An 18,146-nucleotide genomic window follows, 5' to 3' on the forward strand; every position below is an offset into this window, starting at 1 on the left:
GGAGGATGACGGAGAGAGAGAGAGAGAGAGAGAGAGAGCCGGATCGTTCAAGACGATCTGGCAGGTCTTACGTCCGCCCGAGATAATCCAGCTTGCCGACGGGAACGCCGTTGTGGCGCAGGATCGCGTAGGCGGTGGTCAGGTGGAAGTAGAAATTCGGCAGGGCGAAGGTGAGGAGATAGTCCTTGCCGGTATAGCTCGTCTCGCCGCCGCGCGTCTTCAGCACTACGGTGCGTTCCGCCGCGCCCTCGAAGGCGGATTCCGGCACGGTGGCGAGATAGGACACCGTGTTCGCGATGCGCACGCGTAGATCGGCCAGCGTGGTTTCGTCATCGGGAAAGCTCGGGGCGTCGGAGCCGGTCAGGCGGGCGGCGGCGCCCTTGGCCGTGTCGCTCATGCGCTGGATCTGGCCGGCGAGCGAAAGCATGTCCGGCGCAAGGCGGGCGTTGACCAGGACCTCCGGCTTGATCTTCCTTTCCTCCGCAAAGGCCTCGGCCTTGTCGAGCAGCTTGGTGAGCACGGTAAATCCGCGCTGGAAGGCCGGGATGGCGAGGTCGTAGAGGGGAATAGACATGGACGGGAACCTTGTTGGGCGGAAATGTCGGAAGGCCGCGGGGCCATGCCTGACATAGGGGGCTGCCGCCGGTCTTTTCAGGAGCAGGGCGAAATATAATCTGCCTACCAGCAATAGCGGTATCCGCCACGCCGCGCCTTCACGTCGAGATGCAGGTGGTTCTGGTGCGCCGCGTCGCTGCCGGGGTCGAGCACCGTGGTGAAGTAGAGGCAGGCGGCCTCCGTGATCGCGCGCTGGAACGCGCCGTTGAGGGTCGGTTCCTTGTCGGCTGGGCGGATCGTGACGGTCTTGCCGCTTTTCAGCGCAAAGCCGGCAATGTCGACGGCATTGCCGAAGGCATGCTCTGAGATCCTGCCTTCCTCGGCGCCGTTGCGGTTGCGGCATATATAGGCCGAGGCCTGGGAGAGCACCGTGATGGTCTCGCCGGGCATGGCGGCCTCAAGCGAGGGTTTCACCGATCCCTCCATCCAGCGGGCAAGCTGCAGTGCGGTCTCGCAGCGGATGGTCGCGGCGGGTTCGACCTTGATGTCGCCCGGCAGGCTGTCGAGCAGGACGGGCCTGTCTATGCCGCAGGCCTTGCCGTCGTTGACGGCGGGCGCCTCTTCGAAACGGGCGCCGATGGCCTTCAGCGCCGTCCGGCAGGCGGCATCCTGCTTGTCGTCCTCCTGCGGTCGCTCCCTGGCCTTCTCCGCGTCGTCCTTTGCCTTGCGTTCGGCTTCGGTGGTTTCGGCCGGCGCCTTTCCGGCCTCCCCCTCGGTCTTCCGTTCCGGTCTTGCAACCGGCAGGGGGCCTTCCTTCGGCAGGTCGGCGGCGCCGGCCAGAACGAGGAGGGCGGCAAGAAGGGCTGGTCGATGGAGCGTGACGATGGTTTCGTCTCCCGGCTGACACGATCAGCGGGGAAACGCCGGAAAACGGATTTGGTTGCCGGTGGTGCGGTCAGATGCCCGCGCCGTGGGTGATTTCCATCGCCGGGCGGCACTGGCCGATGAAGTCGTCCACGATCGCGCGCACGCGCTGGATGAGGTGGACACTGTCGCCACCGTCATTGTCTTCGATGATGTCGAGGAAGAGGCCGATCAGGGTGCGGGCCTCGTCGGCGTCGCACGGTTCGTGCCGATAGAGGGTGTCGAAGGCACGGGCGATCCTGCCGTCCAGCTTCTTGAACTCCGGCGTTTCGTAATCTGCGATCGTTTCCGCGAGCAGGATCTGCATCTTGCGGAACTGTTCCACCATGATGGAGACCATGGATTCTTGCCTTGATGTCGATGTTTTGCCGTGCGCAATTAGCATATGCTCACGGAAGCGGCAAACTTCCGGGCATGGCGAATTTTCGCCATATTGACGGATTGTTTCACGGTTCCGGCTCCGGGCGCAGCAAGTGCAATGGCGGGTGATGCGGGCGCGCAACATCCCGAAAGCCGTGTTGCGCGGGCTGCAAACGGCCTTGCGCGCGCCCGCACTTCACGCTAACACTCCGCTCATGGAAAAGATGATCATCATCGCTGGCTGGTGGTGGGCTCGCTGAGGCGGCCTTGACCAGTCATGCGTGATTGAGACGACAAGCCGCCCGGAACCTTCGAGGCGGCTTTTTCTTTTGGGCCGTCGTCACGGGACCGGGCCTGAAACGGAGTTGGGGAATGGCCACGAAAATTCTGGAAGACGGCGCCGAAGCCTACGAGACGAAGGGCGGGGTGACCGTCACGCGCCGCCGCCGCGCCGCAGATTATGCCCATGCGATTTCCGCCTATGTCGACAAGCTGGACGAACGGCGCGGCGCGGTCTTCTCGTCGAACTACGAATATCCCGGCCGCTATACCCGCTGGGACACCGCCGTCGTCGATCCGCCGCTCGGCATATCCTCCTTCGGCCGCGCCGTCTGGATCGAGGCCTACAACGGCCGCGGCGCGGTGCTGCTCTCCCTCATCGCCGACCGTCTGGCGGAGGTGCCGGAACTGGCGCTCGGCGCCCGCACGGAAAGCCGCCTCGATCTCGAGGTGAAGCTTCCCGATCGGGTCTTCACCGAGGAAGAGCGCTCCAAGATGCCGACGGTCTTCACGGTGCTGCGCGCCGTCACCGACCTCTTCCATTCCGCGGAGGATGCCAGCCTCGGCCTCTACGGCGCCTTCGGCTACGACCTCGCCTTCCAGTTCGATGCGATCGACCTGAAGCTGAAGCGGCCGGACGACCAGCGCGACATGGTGCTGTTCCTGCCGGACGAGATCCTTGTCGTGGACCACTACGCCGCCAAGGCCTGGATCGACCGCTACGACTTCGCCAAGGGGGGGCTTTCGACGGAAGGCAAGGGCGAGGCGATCGCGCCCGAGCCGTTCCAGACCGTCGACGTGATCCCGCCGCATGGCGACCATCGTCCCGGCGAATATGCCGAGCTGGTGGTCAAGGCCAAGGAGAGTTTTCGCCGCGGCGACCTCTTCGAGGTGGTGCCCGGCCAGAAGTTCTTCGAGCGCTGCGAGAGCAAGCCGTCGGAAATCTCCCACCGCCTCAAGGCGATCAACCCGTCGCCCTATTCCTTCTTCATCAATCTCGGCAACCAGGAATATCTCGTCGGCGCCTCGCCGGAAATGTTCGTGCGCGTCTCCGGCCGGCGCATCGAGACCTGCCCGATCTCCGGTACGATCAAGCGCGGCGACGACCCGATCGCCGATTCGGAACAGATCCTGAAGCTGCTCAACTCCAAGAAGGACGAATCCGAACTCACCATGTGCTCGGATGTCGACCGCAACGACAAGAGCCGCGTCTGCGAGCCGGGGTCGGTCAAGGTCATCGGCCGCCGGCAGATCGAGATGTATTCGCGCCTCATCCACACGGTCGACCATATCGAGGGGCGCCTGCGCGACGACATGGACGCCTTCGACGGCTTCCTCTCGCATGCCTGGGCCGTCACCGTCACCGGCGCGCCGAAACTCTGGGCGATGCGCTTCATCGAGGCGCATGAGAAGAGCCCGCGCGCATGGTATGGTGGGGCGATCGGCATGGTCGGCTTCAACGGCGACATGAATACGGGCCTCACGCTGCGCACCATCCGCATCAAGGACGGCATTGCTGAGGTGCGCGCCGGGGCGACGCTGCTCTACGATTCCAACCCGCAGGAAGAAGAAGCCGAAACCGAACTGAAGGCCTCCGCCATGATCGCAGCCATCCGCGACGCCAAGTCCGGCAATTCCGCCAAGGTCCAGCGCGACGTCGCCGCCGTGGGCGCCGGGGTGAACATCCTGCTCGTCGACCACGAGGACAGCTTCGTCCACACGCTCGCCAACTACTTCCGCCAGACGGGCGCGACGGTCACCACCGTGCGCACGCCGGTTCCCGAAGAGGTGTTCGACCGCATCAAGCCGGATCTCGTCGTGCTCTCGCCCGGCCCGGGCAATCCGAAGGATTTCGACTGCAAGGCGACGATCAAGAAGGCGCGGGCGCGCAACCTGCCGATCTTCGGCGTCTGCCTCGGCCTGCAGGCGCTCGCCGAGGCCTATGGCGGGGAGCTGCGCCAGCTCGCCATCCCCATGCACGGCAAGCCCTCGCGCATCCGCGTGCTGGAGCCGGGCATCGTCTTTTCCGGCCTCGGCCGCGAGGTGACGGTCGGCCGCTACCATTCGATCTTCGCCGACCCCGCCACGCTGCCGCGCGATTTCATCATCACGGCGGAGAGCGAGGACGGCACGATCATGGGCATCGAGCATGCCAGCGAGCCGGTCGCGGCCGTGCAGTTCCACCCCGAATCGATCATGACGCTCGGCCAGGATGCCGGCATGCGAATGATCGAGAACGTGGTGGCGCATCTTTCGAAAAAAGCGAAGGTAAAAGCCGCCTGAGGCTTTGACAAAACGGCCGAACTGGCCGATATCGACCCCAAGAGAAAACCGCGTGCACGTCCCCGTGCGCGCGGTTTTGCGTTGATGGGCCAGGCTTTTTGCAACTCGGTTGCATGCGCATGGAGAGTGGCATGGAAAATTCCGACAGGGTCAAGCGGCTGGCGCTCTGGGGCATCCCGCTGGCGTTTTTCGTGATGGGGCTGAAGCTGGTCGCCTGGTGGGTGACGGGGTCCGTGGCGCTGCTGTCGGACGGGCTGGAATCGAGCGTCAACGTGGTCGCCGCCATCGTCGCCTTCGCGGCGATCACCTATGCGGCCAAGCCCGCGGACAAGACGCATCCTTTCGGCCACCACAAGGCGGAGTACCTGTCGGCGGTCCTGGAGGGCGTGCTGATCGTCGTGGCGGCGCTGCTCATCGTCGCCGAGGCGCTGCCGGCGGTGCTGGCGCCCGCGCCCATGGAGGCGCCGGCGCTGGGTCTTGCCATCAACTTCCTTGCGGGCGTCATCAACGCGGCCTGGGCCTATACGCTTATCCGGGCGGGAAAACGCTATCGTTCGCCGGCGCTTTCGGCGGATGGGCAGCATATCCTGTCGGACGTCGTGACCTCGGTCGGCGTGCTCGTCGGCCTCGTTCTCGCCATCGCCACCGGTTATGCGGTGCTCGATCCGCTGCTTGCGGTGCTCGTCGCGCTCAACATCCTTTATCAGGGCTGGAAGGTCATCGCCCATTCGGTCGACGGCCTGATGGACCATGCGGTGGAGCCGGAGGAGGCGGAGGCCATCCAGGCGGCGATCGCCGCCGGCGGCACGGGCTCCCTCGGCGTGCACGACCTGAAGACGCGCAGGGCAGGGGCCGCGACATTCGTCGACTTCCATCTCGTCGTGCCGGCGCGGATGCCTGTCGGCGAGGCGCATGACATCTGCGACCGGCTGGAAGATGCCATCCGCTCCGTGCAGCCCGGCGCGCAGATTGCCATCCATGTCGAGCCGGAGACGGAAAAGGCCCATGGAATCAGGGTGAAGATCGAAGAGGTTCACAATGAGCAAGACTGACGTATCGGGACTATCGCAGCTCGGCCAGGCGGTCGACCTGCCGGCAGGCCCGGAGACCGCCGTTCTGGAAAAGGTGCCGAGCAATCACGCAGGCACGGATTTCGTCGTGCGTTTCACGGCGCCGGAATTCACCTCGCTCTGCCCGATGACCGGCCAGCCGGATTTCGCGCATATCGTCATCGACTACATCCCGGACGGCTGGCTGGTCGAATCGAAATCGCTGAAGCTCTACCTGCATTCCTTCCGCAACCACGGCGCCTTCCACGAGGATTGCACCATCGACATCGCCAAGCGCCTCGTCGGGCTGCTGGAGCCGAAATGGCTGCGCATCGGCGCCTACTGGTATCCGCGCGGCGGCATTCCGATCGATGTGTTCTGGCAGACAGGCGATGCGCCGAAGGGCGTGTGGATCCCGGACCAGGGCGTGCAGCCCTATCGCGGACGCGGGTGAAGGCGGCGGGTTTTCCCGCCGCCGCAAGGCATCAGCCGAAGGCGAGCACGAGGCCGGCGAGCGCCGTGATGGCCCCGAGGAGGCGGGCCGCGATGGCGCCGCCCGAAAGGCGCGCGATGCTAAGGCCGAGCCCGATGCCGGCAACGTGCAGCAGCGCCGTCGCGACGACGAAGCCGATGCCGAATTCGAGGGCGCCGGCGCTGCCGAGTTCGCCGCCATGGGCATGGCCGTGGAAGAGCGCGAAGATGGCGACGATCGCGGCCGAGGCCGTCGTGTCGAGTTTCACCGCCATCGCCACGAGCAGGCCGAGGGCGACGACCGAGGCGAGGATCGCCGGCTCGACGAAGGGCAGGTCGACCCCCGCAAGCGCAAGGCCGAAGCCGATCGCCATCGTGGCGACGAAGGCGGCCGGCACGCCCCAGAGCGCCTTGCCGCCGATCTGCGCCGCCCAGAGACCGACGGCGACCATGACGAGGATATGGTCGAGGCCGAAGAGCGGATGCGAGACCCCGGCCATGAAGGAGCCGTGTTCTTCCGGGTTGAGGTGGGCGAAGGCCGGTGCGGCCGTGACGGCGAGCGCGGCCAGCGCCAGCGGAATGCGTCTGATCATGGTGTCCCCTGTTCCGCCGGCCTGGGGACGGCCGGCGCCTTTGATCGGTAAGGACGGCATCGTAGGGGCGATGCCGGCGCCAAGTCCATACGCAAAGTGCGCAGGCGACCCGTCGGGGCCGCATCGGGCCCGGCGCATTTACCCTGTTTTCCGGTGGCGCGGCGAGGCTCTATCGCCGCCTATCGGTTTTGTTGCATTGTCTTGGCCGGTGAGTCGCATTATCTGACAGCGACAGGACTATTGACGAGCAATCCGGAGACTTTGGATGAGCGACGAAGACGACAAGAAGACGGAACTGCCCCTGGGCAAGGAAACGGAGGCGAACCTTTTCAAGTCGCGTTCGATCTTCATCTATGGGCCGATCAACCAGGAACTGGCGCAGAAGGTCTGCTCGCAGCTCGTGGCGCTCGCCGCCGCCAGCGACGAGGACATCCGCATCTACGTGAATTCGCCGGGCGGCCATGTCGAATCGGGCGATTCGATCCATGACATGATCAAGTTCATCAAGCCGAAGGTGTGGATGATCGGCACGGGCTGGGTCGCCTCCGCCGGTGCGCTGATCTATGTCGCCGCGCCGAAGGAACAGCGCCTCTGCCTGCCGAACACCCGCTTCCTCCTGCACCAACCGTCGGGCGGCACCCGCGGCATGGCGTCGGACATCGAGATCCAAGCCCGCGAGATCATCAAGATGAACGAGCGCCTGAACAAGATCTTCGCCGACGCCACCGGTCAGCCGATCGAGAAGATCGCCAGGGACACGGACCGCGACTACTGGCTCTCGGCCGAAGAGGCCAAGGGCTACGGCCTCGTCTCGCGCATCGTGACCTCGCAGGGCGAAATCTGATCCGCCTTTGCCCCTCATCCCCCTGCCGGGACCTTCTCCCTAGCCAAGCGGGGAGAAGGAGGAGAGCGGCGCGCCCATCGTTCCTCTCCCCGCTTGCGGGGAGAGGATGCCGGCAGGCAGGTGAGGGGCCACTTGGGCAAAAATCCCGCCCCCCGCTTGCGCTTTCGTCCTCCCGCCGTTATAGACGCCTCATGTTGAAGACCAGCGCACAGATCATCGAACGAGTTTCCCGCGGCAGCGCTGCTGTTCGCGAGCGTTCGCGCGGCTTCTCCTCGCTTCTTCTTCTCGGCCTTACGCGCGGTTGCCGGGTTCGCTGAGGAGCGCCCGGCGGCCGAAAAGCCCGTCCGGCAATAGCTCCTCGCTTCACCCCATGCATGAATTCCGGTGCATTCGCCCTCGTTAGGCGCTATGACGCTTTCGCGAATGCCGGGACGACGAAGAGACGAAGACGATGATTTTGAAGACCCATTCCCCCAAGCAGGGCATGCCCGAGGCGCCCGTCAAGTACCAGGCCTATCCGACGATCAACATTGCGGACCGGACCTGGCCCAGCAAGACCATCACTGAGGCGCCGATCTGGTGTTCGGTGGACCTGCGCGACGGCAACCAGTCGCTGATCAACCCGATGGGCCACGACCGCAAGGCCCGCATGTTCCAGCTGCTGCTCGACATGGGCTTCAAGGAAATCGAGATCGGTTTCCCCTCCGCCTCGCAGACCGATTTCGACTTCGCCCGCTGGTGCGTCGAGGAGGGCAATGTGCCGCAGGATGTGTCCCTGCAGGTGCTGGTGCAGTGCCGGCCGGAGCTGATCACCCGCACCTTCGAAGCCCTGGAAGGCGCGCACAAGCCGATCATCCACTTCTATAACTCCACCAGCGAATTGCAGCGCCGCGTGGTGTTCGGCAAGGACGTCGCCGGCATCAAGCAGATCGCCACCGATGCCGCCAAGATGATCACCGACATGGCCGCCAAGGCCGGCGGCGGCTATCGCTTCGAATATTCGCCGGAGAGCTTCACCGGCACCGAGCTGGAAGTGGCGCTGGAGATCTGCAACGCGGTCGTCGAGATCGTCAGGCCGACGGCGGACAACAAGCTGATCCTCAACCTGCCGTCCACCGTCGAGATGGCGACGCCGAACATCTATGCCGACCAGATCGAATGGATGTGCCGCAACATCGACAACCGCGAGAACGTCCTCATCTCGCTGCACCCGCACAACGACCGCGGCACCGGCATCGCCGCGACGGAACTGGCGCTGATGGCCGGCGCGGACCGCGTCGAAGGCACGCTGTTCGGCAATGGCGAGCGCACGGGCAATGTCGACGTCGTCACGCTGGCGCTCAACATGTACACGCAGGGCATCGATCCCAAGCTCGACTGCTCCGATATCGAGCGCATCAAGGCCGTCTACGAATATTCCAACGAGATGACCATTCCGGAGCGCCATCCCTATGTCGGCGAACTGGTCTACACCGCCTTCTCCGGCTCGCACCAGGACGCCATCAACAAGGGCATGAAGGCCATCAAGAAGGCCAACAAGCCGATCTGGGAGGTGCCATACCTGCCGATCGACCCGCAGGACGTCGGCCGCTCCTACGAGGCGATCATCCGCATCAACTCGCAGTCCGGCAAGGGCGGCATCGCCTATATCCTGCAGGAAGACTACGGCATCAACCTGCCGCGGAGCCTCCAGGTGGAGTTCCGCGAGGAGATCCAGCGCATCACCGACGAAGAGGGCGTGGAACTGCCGTCGAAGCGCATCCATGAAAGCTTCATGCAGCGCTACGTCACGCAGCCCGGCACGCGCCTGCGCTTCGTCGACCACCACACCTATCCCGACGATGCCGGCCAGAAGGGCACGCGCATCGTTGCCGCGGAGATCACCGATGGCGGCGAGACGAAGCGTATCGAAGGCAAGGGCACCGGCCCGATCGACGGCTTCATCAATGCGCTGTCGATCTATCTCGGCATCCCCATGTCGGTGGCGGACTATTCCGAGCACTCGCTCCAGCACGGCTCCAACGCGGCGGCCATCGCCTATGTGGAAGTCGAGCATCCGGGCGGAAAACTGTTCGGCGTCGGCATCAACACGAACATCGTGACGGCCTCGCTCGAAGCCATCGTCTCGGCCGCCAACCGCGTGCTCGCCGTCCGCGGCTGAGCGGCGAGGATGCTGAATATTATAAAAGCCCGGCAGCGATGCTGCCGGGCTTTTTGCTGTCCGAAATCCGCGACGGGACGCGTTGCACGGAGGCTCAGATCGTCGAGGACACCGTCTCGGCGATGCGTTCCAGCGATGGATCGGCCGAGGGGCCGACCACGACATAGGACGCGCTGCCCTTCTGCCAGGAGACGAGGCCGATATCGTTGCGCATGCTTTCGGACAGGGCCGTAACGGTTTCGATCGGATCGCTCTGGACGAAACAGATGGCGAAGACCTCGTTCTGGGCATTGCGATAGAGGAGCTGGGCGGCCGGCTTGCCGCCGGCGACCAGCAGGCGCGCGCCCTCGAAGGTCAGGTTCTGGTCGGAAAGGTCGGGCAGCTTGAAGGGCACGCCGGTGCTGGCCGAGAGCCATTCGACGATATGCTCCTTGTCGCTCGCCGGCACTTCCACGAGATGGCGCGTCTGGCGGGCATAGATGCGATGATAGTCGGCAATATCGTCGAGCCAGGTGCGGGCCGGGGCGAACCGGGTGGAGGCGAGCTGGGACGCGCCGTCCTGACGCTCGCCGACGAGATAGCCGGCGGCGCCGCCGGCAAGGAACAGCACGAGGGACGCGGCGAGCGCCTTCGGCCATAAGGCAGAGGGGCGGCGCGGCGCGGCAGCGGAAACCGGAATGGCGGCAAAGTCCGCTTTCGGCGGTTCGTCGTCCTTCTTGCCGGCTTCCTTGATGTTGCGCACCAGATCGAGCGGAATGGGCTCCTGCAACAGTTTTTCGAAGGCGCGGGCGCCGAATTCGCTGCCGAGCTTCAGCTTCTCGAAGACCATGCGCGCATCGTCGTCCTCGGCGAGGATCGCGTTGATCTCGTGCATTTCCGCTTCCGGCAGCTGGCCATCGAGATAGGCCGACAAGCGTACTTCGAGCGGAAGACCCTGTGTGCTCTCCACCATCAGGCCCTCCTTTCCATCTGTTCCGAGATCATGGCCGCAAGCCGGATGCGGGCCGCCGAAAGCCGGCTCATCACGGTCCCGATCGGTATGCCCAGAATATCCGCCGCCTCCCGATAGCTGTGACCTTCGACATTGACGAGGAGAAAGACACTCGAGAGACCTTCCGGCATGGTCATGATCAACTTGTGCAACTGCTTGGCATAGACCGCCTTGTCGGCCGACGCTTCGATATGCAGGCTATCCTGCTCGGCAACATCTACCGTGCCGGACCCTGTGCGGACCTTTCGCTTGCGGATCTCGTCCACCCAGAGATTGCGCGTCATGGCATAAACCCAGCTTTCCAGCCGGCCTTCCCCGTTCCATAGATGGCTCCGCGTGATGGCTCTCTCGCAGGCCTCCTGCACGAGGTCGTCGGCATCGCTGCCATTGCGCGTCAGCGTCATCGCAAAACGGCGCAACTTCGGCAACAAATTGACCAATTCTCGCCGGAACTCATTCGATTCTGCCGTCGGACGCATTGCTTTTCCAAGGAAACGTTCGGGATCAAAACTCTATTCGCTGCCGGGCGGGCGACGAGCGTCTGATATGAAACATTCTTCCTAAGGTCTGCAAGCATGAACGGCAACCCGGAGCGCAGTTTCCCGCGTTCCCTCAACGATTGATCTTTGTGGCGGCCGGCGCCGTGCCGTTTCCGGACGGCGCCGCCGGCGCTATGTCAGTAAGTGGTGCGCTCGCCGCCGAGCGACTGGAGCAGCGCACGATAGGCCCAGGTGTCCTCGCCGCCGCGATCGCGGATTTCGACGAGCTGGACGCGGGCGCCCTCGACGTCGCCCTGCTCGATCAGCGCCTGGCCCATATAGGAGCGGGCGAGGATATAGTTCTCGTCCTTCTGCAGCGCCCGCCTGTAGTAGCTCATGCCCAGCGCCATGTCGCCGAGCTTGCGGGTGTTGTAGCCCATATAGTTGAGGATGCGCGGATCCTCCTGGTCATAGGCCGCGCGCAGCGCCCGCAGCGCGTTCTCGTGCTGGCCGGCATAGGCGAATTCGCGGGCTGCCTCGTAGAGCTTGTCGTCGATGGTGCGCTCGGTCTTCTTCTGCTCTTCCTCCGTCGCCTCGTCCCCGGCGGGCGTGCCTTCGGCCGGCTTCAGATCTTCCGGCGCGAAGCATTCCTTCTTGTCCTCGTCCCAGATCTTGCCGTCGGTGCAGGTCGTCGTTGTTTCGGTCGCGACCGGCGGCGTCGTGGTGTCGGAATCGGCGGCGCGCGCGGCCGACAGCGCCGTCAGCGAAACGGCGGCGCAGAATGATAGCAGCATGGTGTGGCGGAGCATGGTCATGGGTTCCCTCTCGATCGTTCGCCTGTCGGGCACTGGCCGTCCGGGAGCGGCCCGGCCCTTTTTGGTGCCTCTCCAGGGCGGATCGCTCTGAAGAGATGGTACGGCTGAGGGACGGGTTTTATTCGCACGGGAGCGCCGGCATGCCGCGCGAAAATGTGCAGCGGTTTCGAGGACGACACCTGGCATTCGAAGCGCAAGGCGCGACCTGGAGGATCGCGACGCGCCCTTAGAAACGCGTGGTTTCCGCCAGCACCAGCGCAAGGCCGTCCGTCGTCAGTGCGTAGCGCTCGCGCATGACGTTCCAGTTCCCCGGAGCGCCGGAAATGGAGAACAGGTTGTAGCCGGCCGGCGGCTTGTGGCCGCCCGGGCCCTGCGAGGCGGAAGCGATGCCGACGACCGGGATCTGCTTCATCTGCCCTGGAAGCCAATGCACGGTGTTGAGGTGGGTGTGGCCGTGCAGCACGAGATCGGCTCCGCCGGTCGAGACGGTCGCGGCGAAGCGGCGGATGCCGATCATGCGCTTATGGAACGAGGTCGCGCCGCGGATCGGCGGATGATGGATCAGCACGATGCGGAAGAGGCCGGCATCCTCGGCCGCGCGCAGGAGGTTGACGGTCTCGCGCGCCTGGCGGCTGCCGAAATAGCCCGAGGCGGCGAAGGGCGGCGTGGCGACCGCCGTCGAGCAGCCGATGATCGCCACCTGGCCGCGAATGCGCATATAGGGAAAGACGTGGAAATCCTCGTTCCACTCGGTCGGCCCGCTGTCGCCGCGCATGTAGGGATACCAGGCCCTGGTCGATTTTTCGTAGGCGCCCGGCACGTAGGCGTCGTGGTTACCCGGCACGACCGAGACGTTTTCCGGCACGCCCGCCTCCGCCAGCCAGTTTTTGACGGCGGTGATTTCCAGCGAGGAGGCAAGGTTCACGAGGTCGCCGGTGATCGCCAGATGATCGGGGTCGCGCCGCTCGATATCGTCGAGCACGATGTCCAGCGTGTTGGCGAAGAGGTGTCGGCGGCGGTTGCGGTGCCAGTTGACGAAGCCGGTGATGCGCTTGGAAAAAAGCTCCAGGAAGGTGAGGGCGGGGAGCGGGCCGAGATGGACGTCCGATATATGGGCAAGTCTGAACATATCCTTCCTTAGAGCATAAGATGCGGAAGGGAAACGCAAGGCGTGGATATTCCCTGGCCTTTGACGCGGTGAGACTTGATTTGGCCAAAAGCTTCCGGCCAAGTGCCGCCATGGACCAGGACAAGCCCGCCGCCCAGCCGCCCCGCCGCCGCCTCACGCGGCTCGCGACGCGCGTGCTGCACGGCTATTTCGCGCTTTCCCGCGGCATGACGATGGGCGTGCGCGCCGCCTGTTTCGACGAAGCCGGCCGTCTCTTCCTGGTGCGCCACAGCTATGTGCCCGGCTGGCACCTGCCGGGCGGCGGCATCGAGCGCGGCGAGACGGCGCTGGAGGCGCTTGCCAAGGAGATGCGGGAGGAGGGCAACCTCGTTTTCGGTACGCCGCCACGGCTCGTGCACGTCTATTTCAACCGGCAGACCAGCAAGCGCGATCACGTCCTGCTCTATCGCTGCGAAGGCGTCACCCAGTCCGCGCCGCGCCTGAAGGACCGGGAGATCGTCGAGGCCGGCTTCTTCGCGCTCGATGCGCTGCCGGCCGCCACGACCGCCGCCACCCGACGGCGGCTGGAGGAACTCGCCGGCCGGGCGCCGTTTTCGGATGTCTGGTAGGTTCAGGCCGCTTTGAGCCGATCCCGGCCATGCGGCACGGTCAGGTCGAGCTCCGGGCCGACCGGCACGATGCCCGTCGGGTTGATCGTCGTGTGGCTGCGGTAATAATGCTCCTTGATGTGGCGCATGTTCACGGTGCCGGCGACGCCCGGCACCTGGTACAGGTCGCGCAGATATCCCGAAAGGTTCGGATAATCCGCGATGCGGCGGATATTGCACTTGAAGTGGCCGACATAGACCGGATCGAAGCGCACCAGCGTGGTGAAGAGGCGCCAGTCGGCCTCCGTCAGCCGGTCGCCGGTGAGATAGCGCTTCGTCGAAAGCCGGTCGTCGAGGCTGTCCAGCATCTCGAAGAGCTTTTGCACGGCGCCCTCGTAGGCTTCCTGCGTCGTCGCGAAGCCGGCCTTGTAGACGCCGTTGTTGACGCTGTCGTAGATCGCCTCGTTGAGGGCGTCGATCTCGGCGCGCAGCGGTTCGGGATAATAGTCGTCGCGCGAGCCGGTGAGGCCGTCGAAGGCGGAATTGAACATGCGGATGATCTCGGCCGATTCGTTCGAGACCAGGCGGTTCTGCTTCTTGTCCCACAGCACGGGCACGGTGACGCGGCCGGAATAGTGCGGATCGGCCTTCTGGTAGATTTCATAGAGCGCGGCGGCGCCGAACAGCGGATCGAGCGTGCCGCCGTTCTCTCCCTTGAACTCCCAGCCCTTCGACAGCATCAACGGGTCGACGACGGAGACGGTGATCAGGTCCTCCAGTTTCTTCAGCCTGCGGAAGATCAGCGTGCGGTGCGCCCAGGGGCAGGCATAGGAGACATAGAGGTGGTAGCGCCCGGCCTCCGCCGCAAAACCGCCTTCTCCGGTCGGGCCAGGGGCGCCATCCGGCGTGATCCAGTTGCGGAACTGCGAGGCGGCGCGCTTGAAATGGCCCTTCGTCGATTTCGTGTCATACCAGACGTCCTGCCAGACGCCGTCCACGAGCATGCCCATGATGGTCTCCTTCCGCCGCCCTTGCGGCCAAAACGTGCCGCCATAGTGAGCGCATGGGCGGGGCGTGGATAGGTGCATTTTGATGAACAGTGCGTTTTGCTCTTTGACAGACACGAAATTTCTGCTATCCGCGCAGACCAGCACCGGCGCTCACGCCGGCAGGGAAGACGAAACGCGCATGTTCTACACCGGAACCCCACGACGACGCTGATGCTCCTGCTGCGCCCCCTGGCGGCGGCGCGATCACCCGCATCCCTCGTTTCGTCTCCGGTTCCCTGATCCATGAACATGCTCAAGCACGACCTCGTCTACCTGACGGAAGATGCCTCCCACGACGCGGCCATCGAACACATCAACGAAGAAGCCTTCGGCCCCGGCCGGCATGTCCGCGCGGCTGCGCGCATCCGCGAGCAGGGGCCGCACGACCTGTCGCTGTCCTTCATCTGCACCGATGACGGCGAGACCATCGCCTCCGTGCGCATGACGCCGGTCCTGGCGGGCGGCGTGAAGGGGCATCTGCTCGGCCCGCTCGCCGTGCGGCCCTCGCACAAGAACCGCGGCATCGGTCGGGAACTCCTGCGCATCGCCTGCGCCGCCGCAAAGCGCAAGGGCTCGGAAGCCGTCGTGCTCGTCGGCGATCCGCCCTATTACGGCCCGCTCGGCTTCGAGAAGGTCGCCTGGAACGCGCTGACCTTCCCCGGCCCCGTCGATCCCGCCCGCGTGCTGGTCATGCCCTTTGCGGCGGATACGCATGAGCGGCTGAAGGGGGTGATTGCGTGGCGGAATGACGAGGGGGCCAATTCCGGCGTTTGAGGGGCGATCTCAGTCCTTCAACTCCATGAAGCGGATGTGGTTGTTGAAGGGATCGGTGACCGTCACCTCCAGCCGCGTGCCCTCATCCTCCAGCCCCGGCTTCATGTAGCGATAGTCCTTGCCGATCAGCTCCTTCTGGAAGGCGCGGATGCCCTTCATGTAGACGACCATGTTGCCGCCGGGCGTGGCGTCGCCGGCATGTTCGGAAAGGTGCAGCCGCAGCCCGCCGCGCGCGACCTGCGTATAGAGCGGAAAATTCTCGCCGTAGCGGTGCTCCCAGTCGACGGAAAAGCCGAGGAAGCCGAGGTAGAATTCGTGCGCCTTGGGCACGTCGAAGATGCGCACGATCGGCACCGCCTGCTCGAAGGCGATACCATTTTCCGGCTTCGCCTCGATCCGTGCGGAGAGAATGTTCCACGTCTCCACGCCGAACTGGCGGGCGACGGTTTCGAGGGCTTCGCTGTGGGTGATGTCGATATTGCGGGTGGCAAGCACCTCCCGCAGGGTCTTGGCCATGGCTTTGGCGTCGCGAAAATCGCGCATGTCCGTTCCTCGTCTCAGGCGAAGTCTTCGTCAGTGCCCGCATTGCCGACGCCTTCGCCACGATGAACGGTGGAGAAAGGTTTTTTGGGGAGGCGTTCGCCATGTCCTCGGAAAAGACGCGGGTCTGCCGGCCGCCTCCGACCGTTCCGAAACACTAGCCGAACGGCGGGTACGACGCCAGAGGACTTATCGCCCTTCGCGATACCACATGGCCGAGAAGGCGAGCAGCAAGAGGCCGACACCGGCAAAGCCGGCGAAGAGCGGCAGCGAATTGATGCCCTTCAGCACCGTCTCGTCCGTCATGCGCAGCGACAGGCGGTTTTCGTCGACGGTGCGCACCTGCCCCGAAACCGGCAGCAGCGGCGGCAGCGAAATGGCCTCGCCTTCGGCATCGACCAGCCGGCGCACCATGCCCTTCGTGGCGTCGGCGAGCGGCTTCAGGCTTTCCGCCGTCGAGATCGTCGCCTTGAATTCCGGCGCATCCACGGCGCCGACATGGACGAGCGCGCTCAGGTCGTCGTTGGTGATCTCGTAAAGGCCGGTTTCCGTCGTCTGGACTTCCGCGCGGTAGAGGCCGGGCTCGGCCTCGCTCAACGCCACCTGCAGCATTTCGCCGGAAGGCAGCTTCACCGTCGCTTCGCCCGGTGCATCGCCGATCGTCTGGCGGTTGATCTGGAGCGTGCGGCCGAAGGTGCGGGCGGTCAGCGCTTCCTCCTCCAGCGCCGGCTCCTGCATCAGCCAGTGGGCGGTGCGCCGGTAGAGCGAGACATGCGGGCCGCCGCCCTCGAAGCCGCGCGCCCAGAGCCAGCCCTGGTCGGAAAGCAACATGGCGACGCGGCCCTTGCCGGCGCGGTTCAGCACCAGCAGCGGCTTGCCGTCATTGGCCTCCATCACGACATTGCCGTCCGGGCGCTGCACGTCGACGGTGCGGAACCACCGGCCCCAATGGGGCGGCTCCTGGTCCGCGCCTTCGAGCCCGCGCGTGACGGGATGCTTCTTGCCCTGTTCCGAAAGGCGGGGATAGAAGGAGGCCTCGTTCATCGCTCCGGTCGGGTTTGCCGGCAGCACGACGGAGAGCGGCGTGCCGGCGATGGAATCGTTGCCTGCGTGCTCCGGCCCCGCGGCGATCAGCAGCGCGCCGCCGTTTTCGACATATTGCGCGATGTTGTCGTAGTAGAGGATCGGCAGCACGCCGCGGTGCTGGTAGCGGTCGAAGATGATGAGGTCGAACTCGTTGATCTTGTCGACGAACAGTTCGCGCGTCGGGAAGGCGATCAGCGACAGTTCGTTGATCGGCGTGCCGTCCTGCTTTTCCGGCGGGCGCAGGATGGTGAAGTGCACGAGGTCGATGGCGGTGTCGGACTTCAAAAGGTTGCGCCAGGCGCGCTCGCCGGCATGCGGCTCGCCGGAGACCAGCAGCACGCGCAGGTTCTCGCGAATGCCCTCGATGACATGGACGGCGCGGTTGTTCGCCGTGGTTATCTCGCCCTCGACGGGCTCCACCTCGAATTCCAGGATGTTGTTGCCGCCGCGCGGCACGGTGAAGCCGAGCGGCTGTTCGGTGCCCGGCTGGGTGATCTCCGAGGCGATCTCGTTGCCGTTGAGGCGCACTTTTACGCGGGCCGCATCGCCCGGGCCTGCGCCGTCGTCCACCACGCGGAATTTCAGCTCCTGCGGCTCGCCGACGATGCCGAAGCGCGGCGCGCTGACGATCTCGATGCGGCGGTCGAACTCGTCCGGCCGGCCGGTGACGAGCGCGTGCACCGGCGCCTCGAAGCCGGAGAAGGCGGAGGCTTCCGGAATGTCATGCACCTGGCCGTCGGTGATGAGGATCGCCCCGCCGACGCGCGAGCGCGGCACATCGGCGATCGCCGCGTTGAGCGCGTCGAAGAGGCGGGTGGAAGGCGTGTCCGACGTGCCGTCGTCGCCGGTTTCCACGATGCGCGGCTCGATGCGGGGATAGCGGGCGAAACGCTCCTTCAGGCCTTCCAGCGCGGCGTCGGTCTGGGCGGTGCGCTGCTCGTTGCCCTGGCTCTGGCTGCGGTCGACGATGACGGGCACGACGGTCGACAGCGCCTCGCGGTCCTCCTGCAGGAAGACCGGGTTGGCGAGGGCGAGGACCAGCAGGGCGAGGGCCACCGCACGGATGAACGACCCGCGCAGGCCGCGCCAGAAACCGAGCGCGGCGAGCGCGAGACCGGCAAGGCCGATCACGGCGATGGCGATCCAGGGCAGGAAGGGGGAGAACTGGATGGTCATG

General features: G+C 65.1%; 18 protein-coding genes. 7 read left to right on the forward strand and 11 right to left on the reverse strand.

Annotation, left to right across the window (positions count from 1 at the left end; translation table 11 throughout):
- Positions 1-67 precede the first annotated feature (67 nt).
- The 3 genes from EV665_RS00435 to EV665_RS00445 all read right to left on the reverse strand — a co-directional run bounded on the left by EV665_RS00435 (position 68) and on the right by EV665_RS00445 (position 1,819).
- A complete protein-coding gene (locus EV665_RS00435; protein WP_133032697.1) occupies positions 68-574 on the reverse strand; it encodes a DUF1993 domain-containing protein in 507 nt (168 codons plus the stop codon).
- Positions 575-678: 104 nt separating this feature from the next.
- On the reverse strand, positions 679-1,440 hold the full coding sequence (locus EV665_RS00440; RefSeq protein WP_133032698.1) for an extensin-like domain-containing protein: 762 nt from the start codon (positions 1,438-1,440) through the stop codon (positions 679-681).
- 70 nt (positions 1,441-1,510) lie between these two features.
- The gene (locus tag EV665_RS00445) at positions 1,511-1,819 is read right to left on the reverse strand and encodes a hypothetical protein (RefSeq protein WP_064330804.1); all 309 of its coding nucleotides are present in this window, start codon (positions 1,817-1,819) and stop codon (positions 1,511-1,513) included.
- Positions 1,820-2,211: 392 nt separating this feature from the next.
- Here EV665_RS00445 and EV665_RS00450 point away from each other — a divergent pair, with 392 nt between their 5' ends.
- From EV665_RS00450 to queF, 3 genes are all read left to right on the forward strand, one after another.
- The gene (locus tag EV665_RS00450) at positions 2,212-4,401 is read left to right on the forward strand and encodes an anthranilate synthase (RefSeq protein ID WP_064330803.1); all 2,190 of its coding nucleotides are present in this window, start codon (positions 2,212-2,214) and stop codon (positions 4,399-4,401) included.
- 131 nt (positions 4,402-4,532) lie between these two features.
- Positions 4,533-5,453 (forward strand): cation diffusion facilitator family transporter, encoded by a 921-nt coding sequence (locus tag EV665_RS00455; protein ID WP_380684665.1) that lies wholly within the window; start codon positions 4,533-4,535, stop codon positions 5,451-5,453.
- On the forward strand, positions 5,440-5,904 hold the full coding sequence (gene queF, locus EV665_RS00460; RefSeq protein ID WP_064330801.1) for a preQ(1) synthase: 465 nt from the start codon (positions 5,440-5,442) through the stop codon (positions 5,902-5,904). The genes EV665_RS00455 and queF overlap by 14 nt, the downstream gene beginning before the upstream one ends.
- A gap of 31 nt (positions 5,905-5,935) precedes the next feature.
- On the opposite strand, the gene EV665_RS00465 is transcribed toward queF, so the two are convergent.
- A complete protein-coding gene (locus tag EV665_RS00465) occupies positions 5,936-6,514 on the reverse strand; it encodes a HupE/UreJ family protein (RefSeq protein ID WP_133032700.1) in 579 nt (192 codons plus the stop codon).
- A 265-nt stretch (positions 6,515-6,779) separates the two neighbouring features.
- Between EV665_RS00465 and EV665_RS00470 the strand changes: the two genes are divergently transcribed.
- Positions 6,780-7,358 (forward strand): ATP-dependent Clp protease proteolytic subunit, encoded by a 579-nt coding sequence (locus EV665_RS00470; RefSeq protein ID WP_133032701.1) that lies wholly within the window; start codon positions 6,780-6,782, stop codon positions 7,356-7,358.
- Between the two features lie 451 nt (positions 7,359-7,809).
- Positions 7,810-9,519: a 2-isopropylmalate synthase gene (gene leuA / locus EV665_RS00475; protein ID WP_064330798.1), complete on the forward strand. Its 1,710-nt coding sequence runs from the start codon at positions 7,810-7,812 to the stop codon at positions 9,517-9,519.
- Positions 9,520-9,613: 94 nt separating this feature from the next.
- Here leuA and EV665_RS00480 read toward each other — a convergent pair whose 3' ends face one another.
- The 4 genes from EV665_RS00480 to EV665_RS00495 all read right to left on the reverse strand — a co-directional run bounded on the left by EV665_RS00480 (position 9,614) and on the right by EV665_RS00495 (position 12,933).
- Positions 9,614-10,471 carry an anti-sigma factor family protein gene (locus tag EV665_RS00480; RefSeq protein ID WP_064330797.1) on the reverse strand — a complete coding sequence of 286 codons (858 nt, stop codon included), beginning with the start codon at positions 10,469-10,471 and terminating at the stop codon, positions 9,614-9,616.
- Entirely contained in the window at positions 10,471-10,989 is a 519-nt protein-coding gene (locus EV665_RS00485; RefSeq protein WP_024270476.1) for an RNA polymerase sigma factor, read from the reverse strand. Before EV665_RS00485 ends, EV665_RS00480 begins: the two co-directional genes overlap by 1 nt.
- A gap of 197 nt (positions 10,990-11,186) precedes the next feature.
- Entirely contained in the window at positions 11,187-11,804 is a 618-nt protein-coding gene (locus EV665_RS00490) for a tetratricopeptide repeat protein (RefSeq protein ID WP_380684660.1), read from the reverse strand.
- A 226-nt stretch (positions 11,805-12,030) separates the two neighbouring features.
- Positions 12,031-12,933 carry a metallophosphoesterase family protein gene (locus EV665_RS00495; protein ID WP_133032702.1) on the reverse strand — a complete coding sequence of 301 codons (903 nt, stop codon included), beginning with the start codon at positions 12,931-12,933 and terminating at the stop codon, positions 12,031-12,033.
- Between the two features lie 110 nt (positions 12,934-13,043).
- Between EV665_RS00495 and EV665_RS00500 the strand changes: the two genes are divergently transcribed.
- Complete coding sequence (locus EV665_RS00500; RefSeq protein WP_133032703.1) at positions 13,044-13,541, forward strand: NUDIX domain-containing protein; 498 nt, start codon at positions 13,044-13,046, stop codon at positions 13,539-13,541.
- Between the two features lie 2 nt (positions 13,542-13,543).
- On the opposite strand, the gene EV665_RS00505 is transcribed toward EV665_RS00500, so the two are convergent.
- On the reverse strand, positions 13,544-14,530 hold the full coding sequence (locus EV665_RS00505) for a glutathione S-transferase family protein (RefSeq protein WP_133032704.1): 987 nt from the start codon (positions 14,528-14,530) through the stop codon (positions 13,544-13,546).
- A 288-nt stretch (positions 14,531-14,818) separates the two neighbouring features.
- On the opposite strand from EV665_RS00505, the gene EV665_RS00510 reads away from it, so the two are divergent.
- Positions 14,819-15,343: a GNAT family N-acetyltransferase gene (locus EV665_RS00510; RefSeq protein ID WP_064330792.1), complete on the forward strand. Its 525-nt coding sequence runs from the start codon at positions 14,819-14,821 to the stop codon at positions 15,341-15,343.
- Between the two features lie 9 nt (positions 15,344-15,352).
- On the opposite strand, the gene EV665_RS00515 is transcribed toward EV665_RS00510, so the two are convergent.
- Both EV665_RS00515 and EV665_RS00520 read right to left on the reverse strand, forming a co-directional pair.
- Positions 15,353-15,886, reverse strand: coding sequence for a glyoxalase superfamily protein (locus tag EV665_RS00515; protein ID WP_133032705.1), 534 nt, complete (start codon positions 15,884-15,886; stop codon positions 15,353-15,355).
- Positions 15,887-16,072: 186 nt separating this feature from the next.
- A complete protein-coding gene (locus EV665_RS00520; RefSeq protein WP_133032706.1) occupies positions 16,073-18,145 on the reverse strand; it encodes a hypothetical protein in 2,073 nt (690 codons plus the stop codon).
- Position 18,146: the final 1 nt, after the last annotated feature.

The organism is Shinella granuli, from assembly GCF_004341885.1.
In the GTDB taxonomy this organism is placed as follows: domain Bacteria; phylum Pseudomonadota; class Alphaproteobacteria; order Rhizobiales; family Rhizobiaceae; genus Shinella; species Shinella granuli.